Genomic DNA, 16,612 nt, shown 5'->3' with positions numbered 1-16,612 from the left:
GGCTCTAGCGCGTGCGCTCGAGGGTGATCGCCGTGCGGATCGCGCCGCGCGCACGTTTGCGGTCGCCGGAGGCGTCGTAGGCCAGGCCGAGACGTAGCCAGGACTGCCAATTCTCGGGTTCCGCCTCAACCTCGGCCTGAGCCGCCGGAAACTGAGCGTCAGCAGCGTCCCGATAGGGACGACCGCTCGGACGCACCGGCAGCTCGTTCGACGGAAACCCCCCGAGTTCGTCGAGCTGACGAACCAGCCGCTCCGAGCGGATGCCGAAGGTGATCTCCCGCGCGAGCGCCCAGAATCCGATCAGCGGCAAGACGAGCAGCGCCACGCCGATCGCTATCCCGACCGGTTCCCCACTCTGGATGAACGCAATGGCGCGCACTCCGGCAAGCAGTAGGTAGAAAACCAGGAGTACCGCCATGACGATGACGGCGATTTTGCCCTTCATTTGTTTGCTCCCGCCGTGTCCGAACCGAATCCAAGGTCGACGATCTGGTCCAGGCCCACGGTCACCCCGGTGGCGGTGCGTGCCGCGGCGAGTGCCAGCAGGATGCCGCTCTCGTAGGCGCTCGGCGACAGGGTGTTGTGGCTGATCGTGAGCGTTTCACCGATCCCGCCCAGAATCACGTCCTGCCGGGCGAGCAGTCCGGCCAGGCGCAGGCTGTGCACGGGCACACTCGAGACCTGCTGCCCGCGGGCCCGCTGGTCGGTGTGCGGAGCAGACACCGGGCCCAGTTCGGCGCGGGCGCGACCGATCAGTTCGGCGGTGCGCACAGCGGTGCCCGACGGCGAATCGACCTTGCCGGGCTGGTGCGCCTCGACGATCTCGATGGAGTCGTAGAATCGGGCGGCCAGGGCGGAGAACGCCGTGGCGAGCACCGATCCGATCGAGAAGTTGGGAATGATGATGACGCCGGTATCGTCGCGGCCCTCGAGGCGGTGGCCGAGTGCGTCGATGCCCTCCTGGCTCCAGCCCGAAGTGCCCACGAGCACCCGCAGACCGTGCTCGGTGGCGAAGTCGACGACGGTGCGGCTGACGTCGGGACGGGTCAGGTCAACGGCGATCTCGGCGCCGAGCATCTCGCTCAGCTCGCTGCGGGAATCAAGCCGGGCGACGACCTCGTAGCCCTCGGTTCGGTCGATCAGGTCGGAGACCAGGCGGCCCATCTTGCCCGTTGCGCCGATAATGGCCACCCGTGTTGTCATGGAACCAATCTACCAATTGATCTCCGTCAGCAACGCCCGGTCGATTAGAACATCAGCGGTTCGGGCAGTCCGGTGCGCAGCTCGACCGGCAGGTGGCCGAGATCGTTGTGGGTGACCAGCGTCCAGGGACGGCCGGGTTTCTGCTGCAGCACGGTCAATCCGCAATTGGCCTGGTTGATGCCGACCCAGCGCCAGTCGGGAGCTCCGAGCACCTCACGCACAAACCAGGCGATCACGAAATTGTGGGTGATCAGCAGGTCGTGCCGCTGGCTGCGACGTGGCTGCAGAAATTCGGCGACCGCGTCTTCCATCTGGGCGCGTCCGGCAGCGATTTCGTCCTCGGTGACCGCGCCGAAGAAGGGGTCGTAGGCCTTGGGTGTTTCGGCCGCCCGGCCAGAGGGAATGCAGTCGAACAGCAACGCAGACGATTCGCTCTGCACCGAGGGCAACCGTTCGGCCATGATTTCGGCGGTTTCGGCCGCCCGCTGCAGCGGTGAATGCCACGCGCCGGTGAAGGGAACGCCGCTCAGCCGGTCGGCGATCAGTAACGCCTGACGTTTGCCACGCGGCGACAGTGGACCGTCATGCAGGCCGTGTTCGGCATCCTGCTGCTCGCCGTGGCGTACCAGGTAGATGTACTGGGGCATCATTGTCCATTTCGAATTTCAAGGAGTCCGCGCGTGCGGATACTGCAGAAGCTTTGCGGCCGGCTCAGCCGGGGAGGATCGCCGCGAAGGCGTCATCGTCAAGCGCGCCAACGGCGGAGATCGACACGGGCCCGCTCGCGAGCTCGGCGGCGAGCTCCTGCACGTCGGCCGCGGTGACGAGTGCGAGGCGGCGCAGGGCCTCATCGAGATCGGCGAACTCACCGAGGGTGATCTCGGAACGACCCAGCCGGGACATCCGCGTGTCCGAGTCTTCCAGCGCGAGAGCGGATGCTCCGCTCAGCTGCCCCGACGCCCGCTTCATCTCGTCGGTGGTCACGCCGGAATCGGCGAGGCGGTGCAGTTCGCTGAGCATGAGCTCGGCGACCTGGCCGGCCTTGGCCGGTGTGCATCCGGCGTACATGCCAAACAGCCCGGCGTCGGAGTAACCGGGAGCGAAGGAGTAGACCGAGTAGGCCAGGCCGCGCTTCTCGCGCACCTCCTGGAACAATCGGCTCGACATGCCGCCACCGAAAATCGAGGTGAGCACGCTCATGGTGACGCGGCGGTCGTCGGTGGCCAGCAGCCCGGGCATTCCGAGCAACAGATTGGCCTGTTCCAGTGGCCGTTTGACGATGGTGAGCGCCTGCCCCTGCGTAATGGAAGCGGGAACACCACCACGGCGACTGACCGGGGTCTGGGCAACGCTGAGGTCCCAGCCGGCCAGTTCGAGGGCGCGGGTGACGGCGGCGACGAGCACGTCGTGGTCAACGGCACCGGCGACGGTGACGACGAGGTCCTGCGGCCGATAGTTGGCCTGGTAGTGCTCCCAGACGGCCGACCTGGTGGCACCGCGAATGTCGTCGGCGCTGCCGCCGATCGGGCGACCGAGCGGATGCTGCCCCAGCACGGCTTCAAAGAAACGCTCATTGGCGACATCGGCCGGGTCATCATCGGCCATGGCGAGTTCTTCGAGAATGACGCCGCGCTCGGTTTCGAACTCACCAGCATCCAGTTTGGACGAGGTCAGCATGTCGGTGAGCACGTCGATGGCCATGCCGAGGTCGCGGTCCTGCACCTTGGCGTAGTAGCAGGTGTACTCCTTGGCGGTCATGGCGTTGTGCTCACCGCCGACCGCGTCAAAGGAGATGGCAATGTCGAGCGCTGACCGGGTGGGCGTGCCCTTGAACAGCAGGTGCTCGAGAAAGTGGGTGGAGCCGAAATGGCCGGGCTGCTCATCGCGCGACCCGACGGCAACCCAGTAGCCGATGGTGAGGCTGCGGGCGCCCGGCACCTGCTCGCTGAGAATGCGCACCCCACTCGGCAAAACGGTTCGGCGCACGAGGGCATCACCGGCGGCCCGAAACGAGAGTTCGGCCTGGTCTAGGGGAAAGTCGACTGCACCGTTCATATCACCCACAACCTTACTTGACCGCTCCGTTCGCGCCGGCGTACCCGCAGGAAGGCGCCGCCACAACGCTGGCACCAGTAGCGTTCCGCTGAACACCAGTACCGTTCGATACCCCCAGTTTGGCCAAATCGCACCGAGCCGTCAGATCCGACAGACTGGTCTGTCTAGTGTGTGTTACAGTCTGGGGGCCGACCTGCCCAAACCCGCGGTTTTGCGCTGATCTGGGCCCCAAACGGCCCCCGACAGAGGAGCCCGAATGACCACGCTGACAGATGAGGCCGTTCGGCCGGCGACACACGCGAAGGTGCGCATTCTCGCCACCGCCGACCGTCTGTTCTACACCGAGGGCGTGCACACCGTGGGTGTGGACCGAATCATCAGCGAGTCCAAGGTCACCAAAGCCACCTTCTATAAGTACTACCGTTCCAAGGACGCCCTCATCGTGGTCTACCTGCAGGGTCGGGACCGACGCGCTCGGGAGCTTCTCGCCGAGCTGGAGCGACGCTTCGACACCCCCGAGCAACGCCTGCGCGGTGTCGTAGCCGAAATTTCGGCTCAGGTGATCCGCGAGGGATTCCACGGTTGCCCGTTCATCAACGCTGCAGCGCAGTTCACCGACCCGACGCACCCGGTACGTCAGGCTGTCGCCGCTCACCGCGATTGGTACGGCCGCAGCGTCGAAGACCTGTTCCGCGGCATGGGTCATGCCCGGCCCGGTGACGCGTCGGACGACTTCTTTCTGGCCAGGGACGGTGCCTTCGCCGGCGCCAACCTCGGCGACCCGATCGGCGCCCACACCGCGCTGATTCGTGCCGTGCAGCGCGTCCTCGACGAGTCGAGCGACTAGCAGTCAGACGGTCGACACCCGATCCAGGTCGGCCAGATCGGTGCGACCGAGACGGATGCTCGCCGCCGCAAGTAGCGACGCCACGTGGTCAGGTTGCCCGGCCCCAGCGATCGGTGCGACCACATCCGGCCGGGCCAGGAGCCAGGCCAGTGCGATCGTCGCAGGCGGGACGCTGTGGGCGGCGGCGATGCGATCGACCACGGCGAGCACGCGCAGGGACCGCCGGTTGACATAAACTCGCGCGAGCTGACCGCGGGCGGTACCGGCGGCATCCGCTTTGGTGCGATAGGCACCGGCCAGAAAACCGTGGGCCAGAGCGAAGCCCGGCATGAGACCGAGATTCTGTGCACCGGCCGCAACCGCGATACTCGGTTCCAGTTCGGTACGGTGCACGAGGTTGTACGGCGTTTCGACGGCGACGAACTTGGGCAGGCCTAATGCCGAGAGAACCCGGGCCTGCATCAGGCGCTCAGCCGAGAAGTTGGAGGCCGCAAGATGGCGCACCTTGCCTGCGCGTACGAGCGTGTCCACGGCAACCAGGCTCTCTTCGAGGGCGACGGACTTGTCGTCGAAGTGAAAGTAGAGCAGGTCGAGATAGTCGGTGCCGAGCCGAGCCAGGCTGGCCTCGACGGCGCCGACGATGCTGCGCTGGCTCAACCCGGGGTTGTCGAGGTTGTGTCCGATCTTGGTGGCCACGATGGTCTCGGCGCGCGCTCGACGCGAGCGCAGCCACCCACCGATGATCACCTCGCTGCGACCGGCGGCGAAGCTGTCGGCCGTGTCCAGAAAATTTCCGCCCAGATCGCGGTGAACGTCGAGAATCGCGGTTGAGGTTTCACCGTTAGCCGTCCAGCCGAAGGCGTTGCAGCCCAGAGCTAACGGATGCACGAACAGCTCAGTCCCCGGAATCTGGCGCCGGACCGCAGGCGCACCAACGGTCAACTCAGCCAGCCCGGAACGGTCGATCGACATCGCGTCGAGGGAGGATGAGACCGTTTGTCTGGTCATCGTGATTCTCCTCCCGCGGGGTGTTCGCCGGGCCAGTCGTTTCTGCCGGATTTCTGATGCGTGAAGCTTGCTCTTGGCCCGACTGTAGGCGAGGCCACCGACATTTGCCGACGGCACGCTAAACCGTTACCAAAACGTGCGTCGGAACGGGGCGAATTGGTGCCGCTGACCCTCGAGGCGGGGCCAGACTGCGTTGGTCGACAGCCGGCACCCGCATGATTTGTTAGACTGGCCGTTGCGCGAAAATTGGGCTGAATGTGCAGGTGCACATCCGCCCTGGGCCGCCGGTTATCGAATCGACTATTCGATCTTCTTGCGAGGTATCCTGCCCGAATCAGCCGCAGGAAAGCAGCCATGACCACCGACGCCTCCGCGCCCAACCCTCAGGTTCCCCGTGAGGCTCGCAGGCGCCGCACCTTCGCCGTGATCTCCCACCCGGACGCCGGAAAGTCCACGCTGACCGAAGCACTGCTGCTGCACGCCCGCGCCATCACTTCCGCCGGCGCCACGCACGGCAAGGCCGGCCGCAGCGGTACCGTCTCCGACTGGATGGAGATGGAAAAGGCACGCGGCATCTCGGTCACGAGCGCCGCGATTCAGTTCGAGTACCACGACGCCGTGATCAACCTCGTCGATACCCCCGGCCACGCCGACTTTTCCGAGGACACCTTTCGGGTGCTCTCGGCAGTGGATGCCGCGGTGATGCTCGTCGACGCCGCCAAGGGTCTCGAGCCGCAGACCATGAAGCTGTTCGCGGTCTGCAAGCAGCGCGGGCTTCCCGTCATCACCGTCATCAATAAGTGGGACCGGCCGGGCGACACCCCCCTGGCCCTGATGGATGAGATCCAGACCCGTACCGGTCTGCTGCCGACGCCGTTGAACTGGCCGGTCGGCGAGGCCGGCGACCTGCGCGGTGTGCTCGATCGCCGTTCCGGTGATTTTCTGCGTTACACCCGCACGGCTGGTGGCGCGACGGTGGCCGCATCGGTGCGGCTGGATGCGGCTGACGCGGCCAAAGAAGAGGGCCCGGCCTGGGCATCCGCTGTCGAAGAATCTGAGCTTCTCGACGCTGAGTCGCAGAATCACGACTCCGAGCTGTTTCTCGACGGCCAGACCACCCCGGTGCTATTCTGCGCGGCGGTGGCGAACTTCGGGGTGCAGCAGCTGCTCGACACCCTGGTCGAGTTCGCGCCGCCGGCCGAAGCCCGCATCGATATCGATGGCAACCCGCGCAAGGTCACCTCGCCGTTCTCGGGGTTTGTGTTCAAGGTGCAGTCCGGCATGAACTCGGCGCACCGCGACCACGTGGCCTTCGTGCGCGTCTGCTCCGGCGAATTTCGCCGCGGCATGATCGTCACCCACGCCGCGACCGGCCGGCCCTTTGCCACGAAGTATGCCCAGCAATTGTTCGGCAAGGAACGTACCGTCACCGACCGGGCCTGGCCCGGCGACATCGTCGGACTCGTGAACGCGTCGGCGCTGCGGGTGGGCGACTCGATCTTCGAAGACGAGCGGGTGGAGTTTCCGCCGCTACCGCTGTTCTCGCCCGAACACTTTCGCGCCATTCGCCCGGTAGACAGCAGCAAGCACAAGCAGTTTCGCCGCGGCATCGACCAGCTCGACCATGAGGGCGTCATCCAGGTGATGCGCTCAGAGGTGCGCGGCGAGCAGGCCCCGGTGCTCGGCGCCGTCGGACCGATGCAGTTCGAGGTCGTCGAAGACCGCATGGTGCACGACTTTCACGCCGACATCCGCATGGAAGCGCTGCCATACCAGGTGGCCCGCAAGACCGACAAGGAGAGCGCGCTCGTGCTCGCCGGAACCCGCCAGGTGGAGGTGTTCACCCGCTCCGACGGCACGCTGCTCGCCCTGTTCAGCACGCCGTGGCGGTTGCAGGCCATTGCCAAGGAGAACCCGAAGCTCGTGCTGATCGACATTGCGAACGCGACGGCCGACGACTTTATGTAGCGTGTTTCACTAACCAGAAAGGCCGCATCCTCGTGGAGGATGCGGCCTTTCTCGTGCTGTAGCAGCTAGGTGATGCAGCGGTTACGCGTCGACGACCACGGAGGTGATGACGGGGCTGCGACGGTACTTGCGGTTCATCCAGCGGCTCACGGACTGCGTGAACAGATCCTCGAGCTCGGCGCCGTCCACGATCTTGATGCGGTTCGCGGCCTTCATGGCCTCATCGATGACCTTGGTGGCGCCCTTGACCCACTCGTCGTCGTGCACGAATCCGCGCGCCAGGAACTCGACGGGCTCGGAGAGCGTGCCGGTCTTGGCGTTGAGGATTCCGAGAATGGTGATGGTGCCGTCCTCGGCGAGCTTACGACGATCTTCCATCGCAGCGGATGCTGCCCCGCCGACGGTCATGCCGTCAACGAAGACGTAGTCGGCGACAACGCGGCCGGTGACCTTGGCGTGGCCGTCGATGAGGTCAACAACGACGCCGTCTTCGACGACGATGACGTTCTCCGAGGGGACGCCGGTCTGGATGGCGAGGTCGGCGTTGGCCGTGAGGTGACGCCATTCACCGTGGATCGGCATGACGTTGACCGGCTTGACGATGTTGTAGCAGTAGACGAGCTCGCCCGCACTGGCGTGGCCGGAGACGTGCACCTTGGCGTTGCCCTTGTGCACAACGTTGGCACCCCAACGAATCAGGCCGTTGATGACGCGGTAGATGGAGTTCTCGTTGCCGGGGATCAGCGAGCTCGCCAGCAGCACGGTGTCGCCCTCGCCGATCTTGATGACGTGTTCACGGTTGGCCATGCGGGAGAGGGCGGCCATCGGCTCGCCCTGCGAACCGGTGCAGATGAGAACGACCTTGTCGTCCTTCATGCGCTCGAGCGCCTTCATGTCGACGATCAAGCCCTTGGGAACGTTGAGGTAGCCGAGTTCGCTCGCAATCCCCATGTTGCGCACCATGGAGCGGCCGACGAACGCCACCTTGCGGTTGTGTTTGACGGCAGCGTCGATGACCTGTTGGATGCGGTGCACGTGGCTGGCGAAGCTCGACACGATGATGCGGCGCGGGGAGGTGCGGAACACGGTGTCGATTGCCGGTCCGATATCCTTCTCGGCAGTGGTGAAGCCGGGAACCTCGGCGTTGGTCGAGTCGGTCATGAACAGATCCACGCCTTCTTCGGCCAGACGCGCGAAGGCGCCCAGGTCGGTGAGGCGCTTGTCGAGCGGGAACTGGTCCATCTTGAAGTCACCGGTGGCGAGCACGAGGCCGGCCTCGGTGCGGATGGCGATGGCCAGGCCGTCGGGGATGGAGTGGTTCACGGCGATGAATTCGAGGTCGAACTGGCCGATCGTGCGGCGCTCGCCCTCTTTCACCTCGATGAAGTTCTGGCTGAGGCGGTGCTCCTGCAGCTTGGCGGCGAGGAAGGCCAGGGTGAGCTTGGAGCCGACGACGGGAATGTCGCCGCGTTCCTTGAGCAGGTACGGTACGGCGCCGATGTGGTCTTCGTGACCGTGGGTGAGCACAATGGCTTCGATGTCCTGCAGGCGGTCGCGGATGGCCGTGAAGTCAGGCAGGATCACGTTGATGCCGGGCTGGTTGTCCTCGGGGAAGAGAACGCCGCAGTCGATGATGAGCAGCTTTCCCTTGTGCTCGAAGACGGTCATGTTGCGGCCGATCTCGCCGAGGCCTCCGAGCGGGATGATGCGCATGCCGCGGGCCGGCAGTGCCGGCGGAGTGCTCAGGTCGAGGTAGTGGTTATTCATGAATCTCATTTCGTTGTCTGCGATACTGCATGTCCAGGTGTGTGGGGACCGAGATCGGGCATGCGAAAGACCGACGAGCAATACTCAGGGGGCCTCAGCGCGCATACGCGTACCTCGTGTCGTGTCTGGCGGGCAAGCAAAATACCGGCCAGATACCTCCCTAGTCTACCGACGCATCCACGATCGGAGTTTCGGGCACGAAAAAGGGGCCCCGCGCTCGGCGGAGTCCCCTGATTCGTGTCATCGACCTTGGCGGTCGGTCTGGTTAACGACTACACGGCGCGGCCTGCGCCGACACGTATCCGCCGGCCTCGAGGTGCTGCGCGGTGCCGCTGACATAGCCGGTGGCGGTGATCGCTCGGCGAACGTCGTGGGTGACGTACTCGTTGGCGGTGGTCGTGCGTGTCGTGGACTTCGATACGTAGGAATTCATGGTGCTCCTGGTGCAATTGAGTGAAAGCGGATGCCGACAGTCAGACAGAGCACCCAGTCACGTTCGAGAGTCCTCGCAAAACGCACAGGCGTGGCTGCGAGGAGCTGGTTCGAGTGAAACTGGGGTGATGGCCCGGTCGGCGGGAAAAATGCGCTGCGCCGCGCGGGCTGCAGAAACCCGGATCCTCTAATGGACCGCCATGATTTCTGAGCGAATCTAAGAATACCGCAGCGTGTCACCCATTTGGGGGAAATGCACGATCTACACAGGCGCCATGCAGTTACAGGATGGCCCGCAGCTACACAGGTACCGTGCAGCCAGCACGGAGACTAAAGTCGATAAAATTCTGTAATGACTTCTTCTGCGCTGTATGACATCCCCCTCACCCTCATCGACGGAACAGAAACCACCTTCGGCGCCTACCAGGGCAAGACGGTTCTGGTCGTCAACGTGGCCTCGAAGTGCGGCTTCACGCCGCAGTACGTCGGACTGGAGGCACTCTACGAGCGTTACGCCGACGACGGGCTGGTCGTGCTTGGTCTGCCGAGCAACCAGTTCATGGGCCAGGAGCCCGGCACCGAGGCGGACATCGCCCAATTCTGCGGCATGACCTACGGCGTGACCTTCCCGATGACAGCCAAGGTCGATGTGCGCGGAAAGCACCAGCATCCGCTCTACGCGGAGCTGACGAAGTTCAAGCAGGGCCTGTTCCCCGGTCTGATCAAGTGGAACTTCGAGAAGTTTCTGGTGACACCGACCGGTGAGATCGTGGACCGCTTCGCCTCCTCGGTGGAACCGGAGTCGACCGAGATCGTCGACGCGATCGAAAAGGTTCTGGCCGCCAAAGCCGCCTAGCCCCTCGCGTCTCTACTTCCCGGGCCCGGGCCCGGGAAGTGGGCCCATGCTAGATCATGGGCCCAGAACTCCAAGGTGGGCCCGGAGAATTTCAGCCAGCGGCGCGGCGCAGCACGGCCTCGGCGTGACGCAGCACGGGGCCGTCGATCATGCGGCCCTCGTGCTGGAAGACGCCGCGCGCACTGGCGGCGGCCTCGAGCAGCCCGAGGGCGTAGTCGACCTCGGCGGTGGTCGGCTGGTACGCCGACCGAATGACCTCCACCTGGCTGGGGTGGATGCACGCGGTGGCGGTGAAACCGCTCGCGACGGCATCCGCAGCCTCGTCGCTGAGCCCGGCCGTGTCGGTGATGTCGAGGTGCACGGTGTCGATTGCGGCCTTGTCGTGGGCTCGGGCGGCCAACAACACCTGGGAGCGGGCCTGGCGAGCGACGTCGCGGTAGCGGCCGTCGGCGAACCGGCTGGAGCTGCCACCGAGTGACGCGACCAGGTCTTCGGCACCCCACATGAGCGCGACGACGTTTCGTGCCGCGGCAATCTCGGGCGCGGAGATGACACCGGCGGCGGTCTCGCAGAGCGCGATCACTCGGAAGTCATCGAGCATCTCGACCTGGCCGAAACTGACCGTCTTGGCGAGCATCACATCGCGGTACTCCGTGCGCTCCAGCGCGGCCAGGTCGAGCGCGAAGTCGGCAGTGTCGGCCGGATTGATGCGCACGATCGTGCGCATCGGGTCGAGCGGATGCTCAATCAGCGCCCGACGCGCGTCGGCCCGGGCTGCGGGCGCGACGGCGTCTTCGAGGTCGAGAATGACCGCGTCGGCGCGCTCAACGGCCTTCGCGTAGCGTTCGGGACGGTCGGCGGGGCAGAACAGCAGCGCCGGCCCGAGTGTGAACGGGGCCGGAGTAAAGGGGCTCAACCCGCTCGGGCTGTCGTCGAAGGGGTCGGGGCCGGACGGATACTCATCAAACGGGTCGGAATCGAGTGGGCCCCCGTCAAACGGGCCGCTCATTCTGCTGCCCCCCGACACCAGACCAGCACGGTGCGCACGGCCGTGCCGACGATGACGCCGTGCTGGTTGCGTCCCCTGTGTTCGAGCGTGATGATGCCCTGCCCCGGCCGGCTCTTCGACAGCCGTTTGTCGGTCACGATGGTCTCCGAATAAAGGGTGTCGCCGTGGTGCAGCGGATGCGGAAACGTCACGGCCGAAAAACCCAGGTTCGCCACGATCGTGCCCTGGGTCAACTGGGCGACCGAACTGCCCACCATGGTCGAGAGGGTGAACATGGAATTGACCAGGCGTTCACCGAACGGCTGCGTTGCCGACCAGGCCGCGTCGAGATGCAGGGATTGGGTATTCATGGTCATCGTCGTGAACAGCACGTTGTCGGCCTCGGTCACGGTGCGGCCGGGGCGATGCTGGTAGAGCGCCTTCAGGTCGAACTCCTCGAAGTAAAGGCCGCGCTGCTGAACCGGGTGGCGCTCCTCCGGCTGCAGTTCCTTCGTACTGGAATCGGGCATCCGCTTCTCCAATTTCGTCAGGTCAGCCGGCGAAACCCAGGGCCCGCGAAATGACCATGAGCTGCACCTCGGTTGTGCCCTCGCCGAGCTCGAGCACCTTGGAATCACGATAGTGCCGGGCGACCGGGTTTTCGTTCATGAATCCGTATCCGCCGAAGATCTGGGTGGCATCGCGGGCGTTGTCCATGGCCGCTTCGCTGCCGACCATCTTGGCGATCGAAGCCTCCATCTTGAACGGATTGCCGTTGATCATTTTCAGCGCCGCGTCGTAGTAGGCGAGACGCGCGGTGTGCACGCGCGCCTGCATCCGAGCGATCTTGAAGGCGATGTGCTGGTTGGAGCCGATCGAGCGGCCGAACACGTTGCGGCTGTTGGCGTAGCGGATCGATTCCTCCAGGCAGCCCTGGGCGGCGCCGGTGCACAGTGCGGCGAAAGCGACGCGACCCTCGTCGAGGGTCTGCACGAAGTTCGCGAAACCACGGCCGCGCTCCCCGAGCAGGTTGGCTTCCGGCACCCGCACATTGTCGAACACGAGCGGATGCGTGTCCGACGTGTGCCAGCCCACCTTGTCGTACGGCGGCAGTGCCGTGAAACCGGGGGTCGGCGTCGGCACCAGGATGGCGGTGAGTTCCTTCTTGATCGAACCGTCCGCGCGGGTGGACTCCCCCGTGACGGCGGTCACCGTGACGAGCCGGGTGATGTCCGAGCCGGAGTTGGTGATGAACTGCTTCGTGCCGTTGATGACCCATTCGCCGCCGTCCAATGCGGCGGTGGTCTTGGTGCCCGCGGCGTCCGATCCGGCATCCGCTTCGGTGAGGCCGAACGCGGCGAGCGCCGAGCCACTCGCGAGGCGCGGAACCCACTCCTCTTTCTGTGCCTCGGTGCCGCTGCGGTACACCGGCATGATGCCGAGGCCGACCCCGGCTTCGAGGGTGACAGCGATGCTCTGATCGGCGCGCGCAAGCTGCTCGACCGCGAGGCAGAGCGCGAAGTAATCGCTGCCCTGGCCGCCGTACTCCGTCGGGAACGGAAGACCGAAGAGCCCCAGCTCCCCCATCTGGGCGATGATGCCATAGGGCAGGCTGCGCTTGGTGTCGTATTCGTAGGCGGCGGGCGCGACCACGGTGTCGGCGAAATCGCGAACGGTGTCGCTGAGCGCCTGGTATTCGGGGGTGAGTTCGTAGCTCATTCTGAGTCTTCCTTGTCTGCGCTGGTTCCGGGGGTAGTGCTGGTTTCTGGTGTGACGGTGGCGACGATCTGGTCGAGGGCCACGAGGTCGCCGGTCTTGAGGTTCACGGTGACGCGGCCCGCCGTGGCGGCCACGAGTTTGTGTTCCATCTTCATGGCCTCGACCACGAGGATGGTCTGCCCCGCTGTGACAGTGTCACCGGTGGCGGCGTGCACCGCAATGACGGTGCCGGGCATCGGCGAGCGCACGTCTGGACTGACCGCACCAGGCACCCGGTCGCGGCTGACGAGGTGTTCCGCGAGCTGCTCGGCCCGGGAGCGATGGCGTAGTTCGAGCGAGAAGCCGTCGGCGCCGATATACACGCTGGCCCCGGACTGTTCGATGGCATACACCCGGGTCTCGCCGCCGTAGTCGACGCTGCACGCGCCGTCTCCAACGCGCAAGAGTCCGGCTTCGACGACCGGGCCGTCACCGATAGAAACGGATGCCATCCCCGGCTCCCCCACCACCCGCACATCCATGGACTCGGTCGCGCTCACTCCCAGGGAGTAGCGCACCGGTCGTGGCGAACCCGCCCGCCACCCGCTCGGCCGCGTCCACACGCCGTTCACGCCGGCCAGACTAGACCCGGCCAGACCAGACGCGGCCAATTCCGACCCGGTGAAGGCGCGCCCGTGCAGGAACAATGCCACGGCCGCGAGTACGTGCTCGTCCGCTCCCTGAAACGTGAGGCCCGGAAGCTTGCGTTCGATCAGACCGGTGTCGAGGCGGCCGGCGCGCACGTCGGCATCCGCTAAGAGCAGCCGCAGGTACTCGGTGTTGGTCTGCACGCCGAGCACCACGGTGTCGGCGAGCGCCCGGTCGAGTCGGTTCAACGCCTCCAGCCGGGTGGGAGCCCAGGCGATCACCTTGGCGAGCATCGGGTCGTAGTGCGAGGCGATGGTCAGACCCGGCATCAACGAACTGTCGACCCGAACTCCCTCGCCGGTCGCCTCGTGCAGCTGCAGCACCGTGCCGACGGTCGGCAGAAAGCTACGCCCGGGATTCTCGGCGTAGACCCGGGCCTCGATCGCATGCCCCGTGAGGCATATGTCGCTCTGGGTGACCGTGAGCGGCTCCCCCGCGGCGATGCGCAGCTGCCAGTCGACCAGGTCAAGGCCGGTGACCAGCTCGGTGACCGGGTGTTCCACCTGTAGGCGGGTGTTCATCTCCATGAAGAAGAATTCGTCCGGCGCGGTCGCGGAGACCAGAAATTCCACGGTTCCGGCGCCGCTGTAGCCCACGCTGCGGGCGGCGGCGCAGGCTGCCTCGCCGATGCGCGCCCGGGTGGCCGCGTCGAGCAGGGGCGACGGCGCCTCCTCGATGACCTTTTGATGCCTCCGCTGCAGCGAGCACTCACGCTCGCCAAGGTGGATGACGGCGCCGTGGTTGTCGGCGAGCACCTGCACCTCGATGTGCCGCGGGGTCGACACGAGCCGTTCGAGCAGCAGGGTGTCGTCGCCGAAGGCGCTCAGCGCCACGCGGCGGGCCGTCTCGAGGGTGGCAGGCAGGTCCTCAGCGCGTTCCACCACGTGCATTCCCTTGCCTCCGCCGCCGGCGGAAGGCTTGATGAGCATCGGATAACCCACATCGACGGCCGCCTGGATCAACTGCTCGTTGCTGAGGCCCGGCTGAGCGACCCCGGGGATAATCGGCACTCCGTAGCCGGCCACGTGGTTCTTCGAGCGGATCTTGTCGCCCATCACGTTCAGCGCGTGCACGCTCGGCCCGATGAACACGATTCCGGCGTCGGCGCAGGCCTGGGCGAAGGCCTGGTTCTCGCTGAGAAATCCGTAACCGGGGTGGATGGCCTGCGCCCCGGTTCGCGCCGCAGCGGCCAGAACGGCCTCGAAGTTGAGGTAGCTGTCGGCCGGGGCGGCGCCGCCGAGGCGCACCGCGGCATCCGCCTGGAATACGTGTCGCGCGGTGCGGTCGGCGTCGCTAAAGACGGCGATTGAGCGGATGCCCCGCTCCCGCAGCGTGCGGATGATGCGGCACGCGATCTCCCCGCGGTTGGCGACCAGCACGGTGTCAAAGGTCATGGGCTCACTCACATTCGGAAGAGGCCGAAGGCGGACTCGCCGAGCGGCGCGGTAGCGCAGACGGCCAGGGCAAGCCCGAGCACCGTGCGGGTGTCGGCGGGGTCGATGACGCCGTCGTCCCAGAGCCGGGCGGTGGAATAGTACGGGCTGCCCTGGGTCTCGTACTTTGCCAGGATCGGGTCCTTGAACGCGGACTCGGCCTCGGCCGACCACTCATCACCGCCGCCCTCGATCTGCTCCCGCTTCACGGTCGCGAGCACGGCGGAGGCCTGCGGGCCGCCCATCACGGAGATGCGGCTGCCCGGCCACATCCAGAGGAAGCGCGGCGAGTAGGCCCGGCCGCACATGGAATAGTTGCCGGCGCCGAAGGAGCCACCGATGACGACGGTGAGTTTGGGCACCCGGGTGGTGGCGACGGCGGTGACCATTTTGGCGCCGTGCTTGGCGATACCGCCGGCCTCGGCGTCCTTACCGACCATGAACCCGGAGATGTTCTGCAGAAAGAGCAGCGGTATGCCGCGCTGGTCGCACAGCTCGATGAAGTGGGCACCCTTGAGCGCGGAGTCGGCGAACAGGATGCCGTTGTTGGCGACGATGCCCACCGGGTGGCCGTGGATGTGCGCAAACCCGGTCACCAGCGTGGTGGCGTACTCGCGTTTGAATTCGTGGAATTCGCTGCCGTCGACGAGGCGCGCGATGACTTCGTGCACGTCATACTGGCCCTGCACGTCGACCGGGACGGCTCCGTAGAGTTCGCTCTCGTCGGCGACCGGGTCGATGGCGGGCAGCACCTGCCACGCCGGGGCTTGAACGCGCGGCAGGGTGGAGACGATGTCGCGCACGATCTGCAGGGCGTGCTCGTCGTTTTCGGCGAGGTGGTCGGTGACGCCGGAGACGCGGGCATGTAGGTCGCCACCGCCGAGCTCCTCCGCTGTGACGATCTCGCCGATCGCGGCCTTCACGAGCGGCGGGCCGCCCAGGAAGATGGTCCCCTGATTGCGCACGATCACGGTCTCGTCGCTCATCGCCGGAACGTAGGCGCCTCCGGCGGTGCAGGATCCCATCACCGCGGCAATCTGCGGGATCTTGGCCGCGGACATCCGTGCCTGGTTGTAGAAGATGCGGCCGAAGTGGTCGCGGTCGGGGAAGACCTCGTCTTGCATCGGCAGAAAAGCGCCGCCGGAGTCGACGAGGTAGATGCAGGGCAGTCGGTTCTCGAGGGCGATTTCCTGGGCCCGCAGGTGCTTCTTCACCGTCATCGGGTAGTAGGTGCCGCCCTTGACCGTGGCGTCGTTGGAGATCACGAGCACGTAGCGGCCGTGCACGAGCCCGATGCCGGCGATGACGCCAGCGCCGGGGCTGTCGTCGTTGTACAGGCCGGTCGCGGCGAGCGGCGCGATCTCGAGAAACGGGCTGCCCTCGTCGAGCAGTTGGTCGATGCGCTCGCGCGGCAACAGCTTGCCGCGGGCGAGGTGACGCTGCCGGGACTTCTCCGGCCCGCCGAGCGCGGCAGTGGCGAGGCGCTGTTTCAGGTCGGTCACGAGCTGCCGCTGGGCGGCGTCATTGGTGACAAAGGCTTGAGCAGAGGAGTCGAGCTGACTCGTGAGTGTCTCCATCGACATCTTCCCATTGGTGAGGCCAGAGCACCCGGCATCAACTACAGTTAGTGATTACTAACTGAAATTCAG

15 protein-coding genes are annotated in these 16,612 nt (G+C 65.8%); 3 read left to right on the top strand and 12 right to left on the bottom strand.

Features of this window, described 5'->3' with window-relative positions; translation table 11 throughout:
• Positions 1-4: 4 nt before the first annotated feature.
• The 4 genes from E3O45_RS16070 to E3O45_RS16055 form a co-directional block, all read right to left on the bottom strand.
• Entirely contained in the window at positions 5-445 is a 441-nt protein-coding gene (locus tag E3O45_RS16070; RefSeq protein ID WP_134444427.1) for a hypothetical protein, read from the bottom strand.
• Positions 442-1,203, bottom strand: a complete 762-nt coding sequence (gene dapB, locus E3O45_RS16065; protein ID WP_134444425.1) for a 4-hydroxy-tetrahydrodipicolinate reductase — start codon at positions 1,201-1,203, stop codon at positions 442-444. The genes E3O45_RS16070 and dapB overlap by 4 nt, the downstream gene beginning before the upstream one ends.
• A gap of 44 nt (positions 1,204-1,247) precedes the next feature.
• Entirely contained in the window at positions 1,248-1,850 is a 603-nt protein-coding gene (locus tag E3O45_RS16060) for a histidine phosphatase family protein (protein ID WP_134444478.1), read from the bottom strand.
• A gap of 64 nt (positions 1,851-1,914) precedes the next feature.
• Positions 1,915-3,258, bottom strand: a complete 1,344-nt coding sequence (locus tag E3O45_RS16055; RefSeq protein WP_134444424.1) for a pitrilysin family protein — start codon at positions 3,256-3,258, stop codon at positions 1,915-1,917.
• Positions 3,259-3,514: 256 nt separating this feature from the next.
• Here E3O45_RS16055 and E3O45_RS16050 point away from each other — a divergent pair, with 256 nt between their 5' ends.
• The gene (locus tag E3O45_RS16050) at positions 3,515-4,105 is read left to right on the top strand and encodes a TetR/AcrR family transcriptional regulator (RefSeq protein ID WP_092449925.1); all 591 of its coding nucleotides are present in this window, start codon (positions 3,515-3,517) and stop codon (positions 4,103-4,105) included.
• Positions 4,106-4,108: 3 nt separating this feature from the next.
• Here the strand turns inward: E3O45_RS16050 and E3O45_RS16045 are convergent, their stop codons facing one another.
• On the bottom strand, positions 4,109-5,113 hold the full coding sequence (locus tag E3O45_RS16045) for an aldo/keto reductase (RefSeq protein WP_241985405.1): 1,005 nt from the start codon (positions 5,111-5,113) through the stop codon (positions 4,109-4,111).
• 354 nt (positions 5,114-5,467) lie between these two features.
• On the opposite strand from E3O45_RS16045, the gene E3O45_RS16040 reads away from it, so the two are divergent.
• Complete coding sequence (locus E3O45_RS16040; protein ID WP_134444422.1) at positions 5,468-7,081, top strand: peptide chain release factor 3; 1,614 nt, start codon at positions 5,468-5,470, stop codon at positions 7,079-7,081.
• An 81-nt stretch (positions 7,082-7,162) separates the two neighbouring features.
• On the opposite strand, the gene E3O45_RS16035 is transcribed toward E3O45_RS16040, so the two are convergent.
• A complete protein-coding gene (locus E3O45_RS16035; RefSeq protein WP_092449930.1) occupies positions 7,163-8,848 on the bottom strand; it encodes a ribonuclease J in 1,686 nt (561 codons plus the stop codon).
• A gap of 265 nt (positions 8,849-9,113) precedes the next feature.
• Complete coding sequence (locus E3O45_RS17610; RefSeq protein ID WP_166788382.1) at positions 9,114-9,281, bottom strand: hypothetical protein; 168 nt, start codon at positions 9,279-9,281, stop codon at positions 9,114-9,116.
• 351 nt (positions 9,282-9,632) lie between these two features.
• On the opposite strand from E3O45_RS17610, the gene E3O45_RS16030 reads away from it, so the two are divergent.
• Positions 9,633-10,136 carry a glutathione peroxidase gene (locus tag E3O45_RS16030; protein ID WP_134444420.1) on the top strand — a complete coding sequence of 168 codons (504 nt, stop codon included), beginning with the start codon at positions 9,633-9,635 and terminating at the stop codon, positions 10,134-10,136.
• Between the two features lie 91 nt (positions 10,137-10,227).
• On the opposite strand, the gene E3O45_RS16025 is transcribed toward E3O45_RS16030, so the two are convergent.
• Genes E3O45_RS16025 through E3O45_RS16005 form a run of 5 tightly spaced genes read right to left on the bottom strand, consistent with a single transcriptional unit; the run spans position 10,228 to position 16,540 of the window.
• Complete coding sequence (locus E3O45_RS16025; protein ID WP_134444418.1) at positions 10,228-11,145, bottom strand: CoA ester lyase; 918 nt, start codon at positions 11,143-11,145, stop codon at positions 10,228-10,230.
• Positions 11,142-11,654 (bottom strand): MaoC family dehydratase, encoded by a 513-nt coding sequence (locus E3O45_RS16020; protein WP_092449936.1) that lies wholly within the window; start codon positions 11,652-11,654, stop codon positions 11,142-11,144. Before E3O45_RS16020 ends, E3O45_RS16025 begins: the two co-directional genes overlap by 4 nt.
• Before the next feature lie 22 nt (positions 11,655-11,676).
• Complete coding sequence (locus E3O45_RS16015) at positions 11,677-12,843, bottom strand: acyl-CoA dehydrogenase family protein (RefSeq protein WP_134444416.1); 1,167 nt, start codon at positions 12,841-12,843, stop codon at positions 11,677-11,679.
• Complete coding sequence (locus E3O45_RS16010; protein WP_134444414.1) at positions 12,840-14,924, bottom strand: biotin carboxylase N-terminal domain-containing protein; 2,085 nt, start codon at positions 14,922-14,924, stop codon at positions 12,840-12,842. Before E3O45_RS16010 ends, E3O45_RS16015 begins: the two co-directional genes overlap by 4 nt.
• A gap of 8 nt (positions 14,925-14,932) precedes the next feature.
• The gene (locus E3O45_RS16005; protein ID WP_134444475.1) at positions 14,933-16,540 is read right to left on the bottom strand and encodes a carboxyl transferase domain-containing protein; all 1,608 of its coding nucleotides are present in this window, start codon (positions 16,538-16,540) and stop codon (positions 14,933-14,935) included.
• Positions 16,541-16,612: the final 72 nt, after the last annotated feature.

The organism is Cryobacterium sp. TMS1-20-1, assembly GCF_004402355.1.
GTDB lineage: Bacteria > Actinomycetota > Actinomycetes > Actinomycetales > Microbacteriaceae > Cryobacterium > Cryobacterium levicorallinum.
The sequence above is the reverse complement of the archived record's forward strand: the minus strand, read 5'-3'. Positions and strand labels throughout refer to the sequence as shown.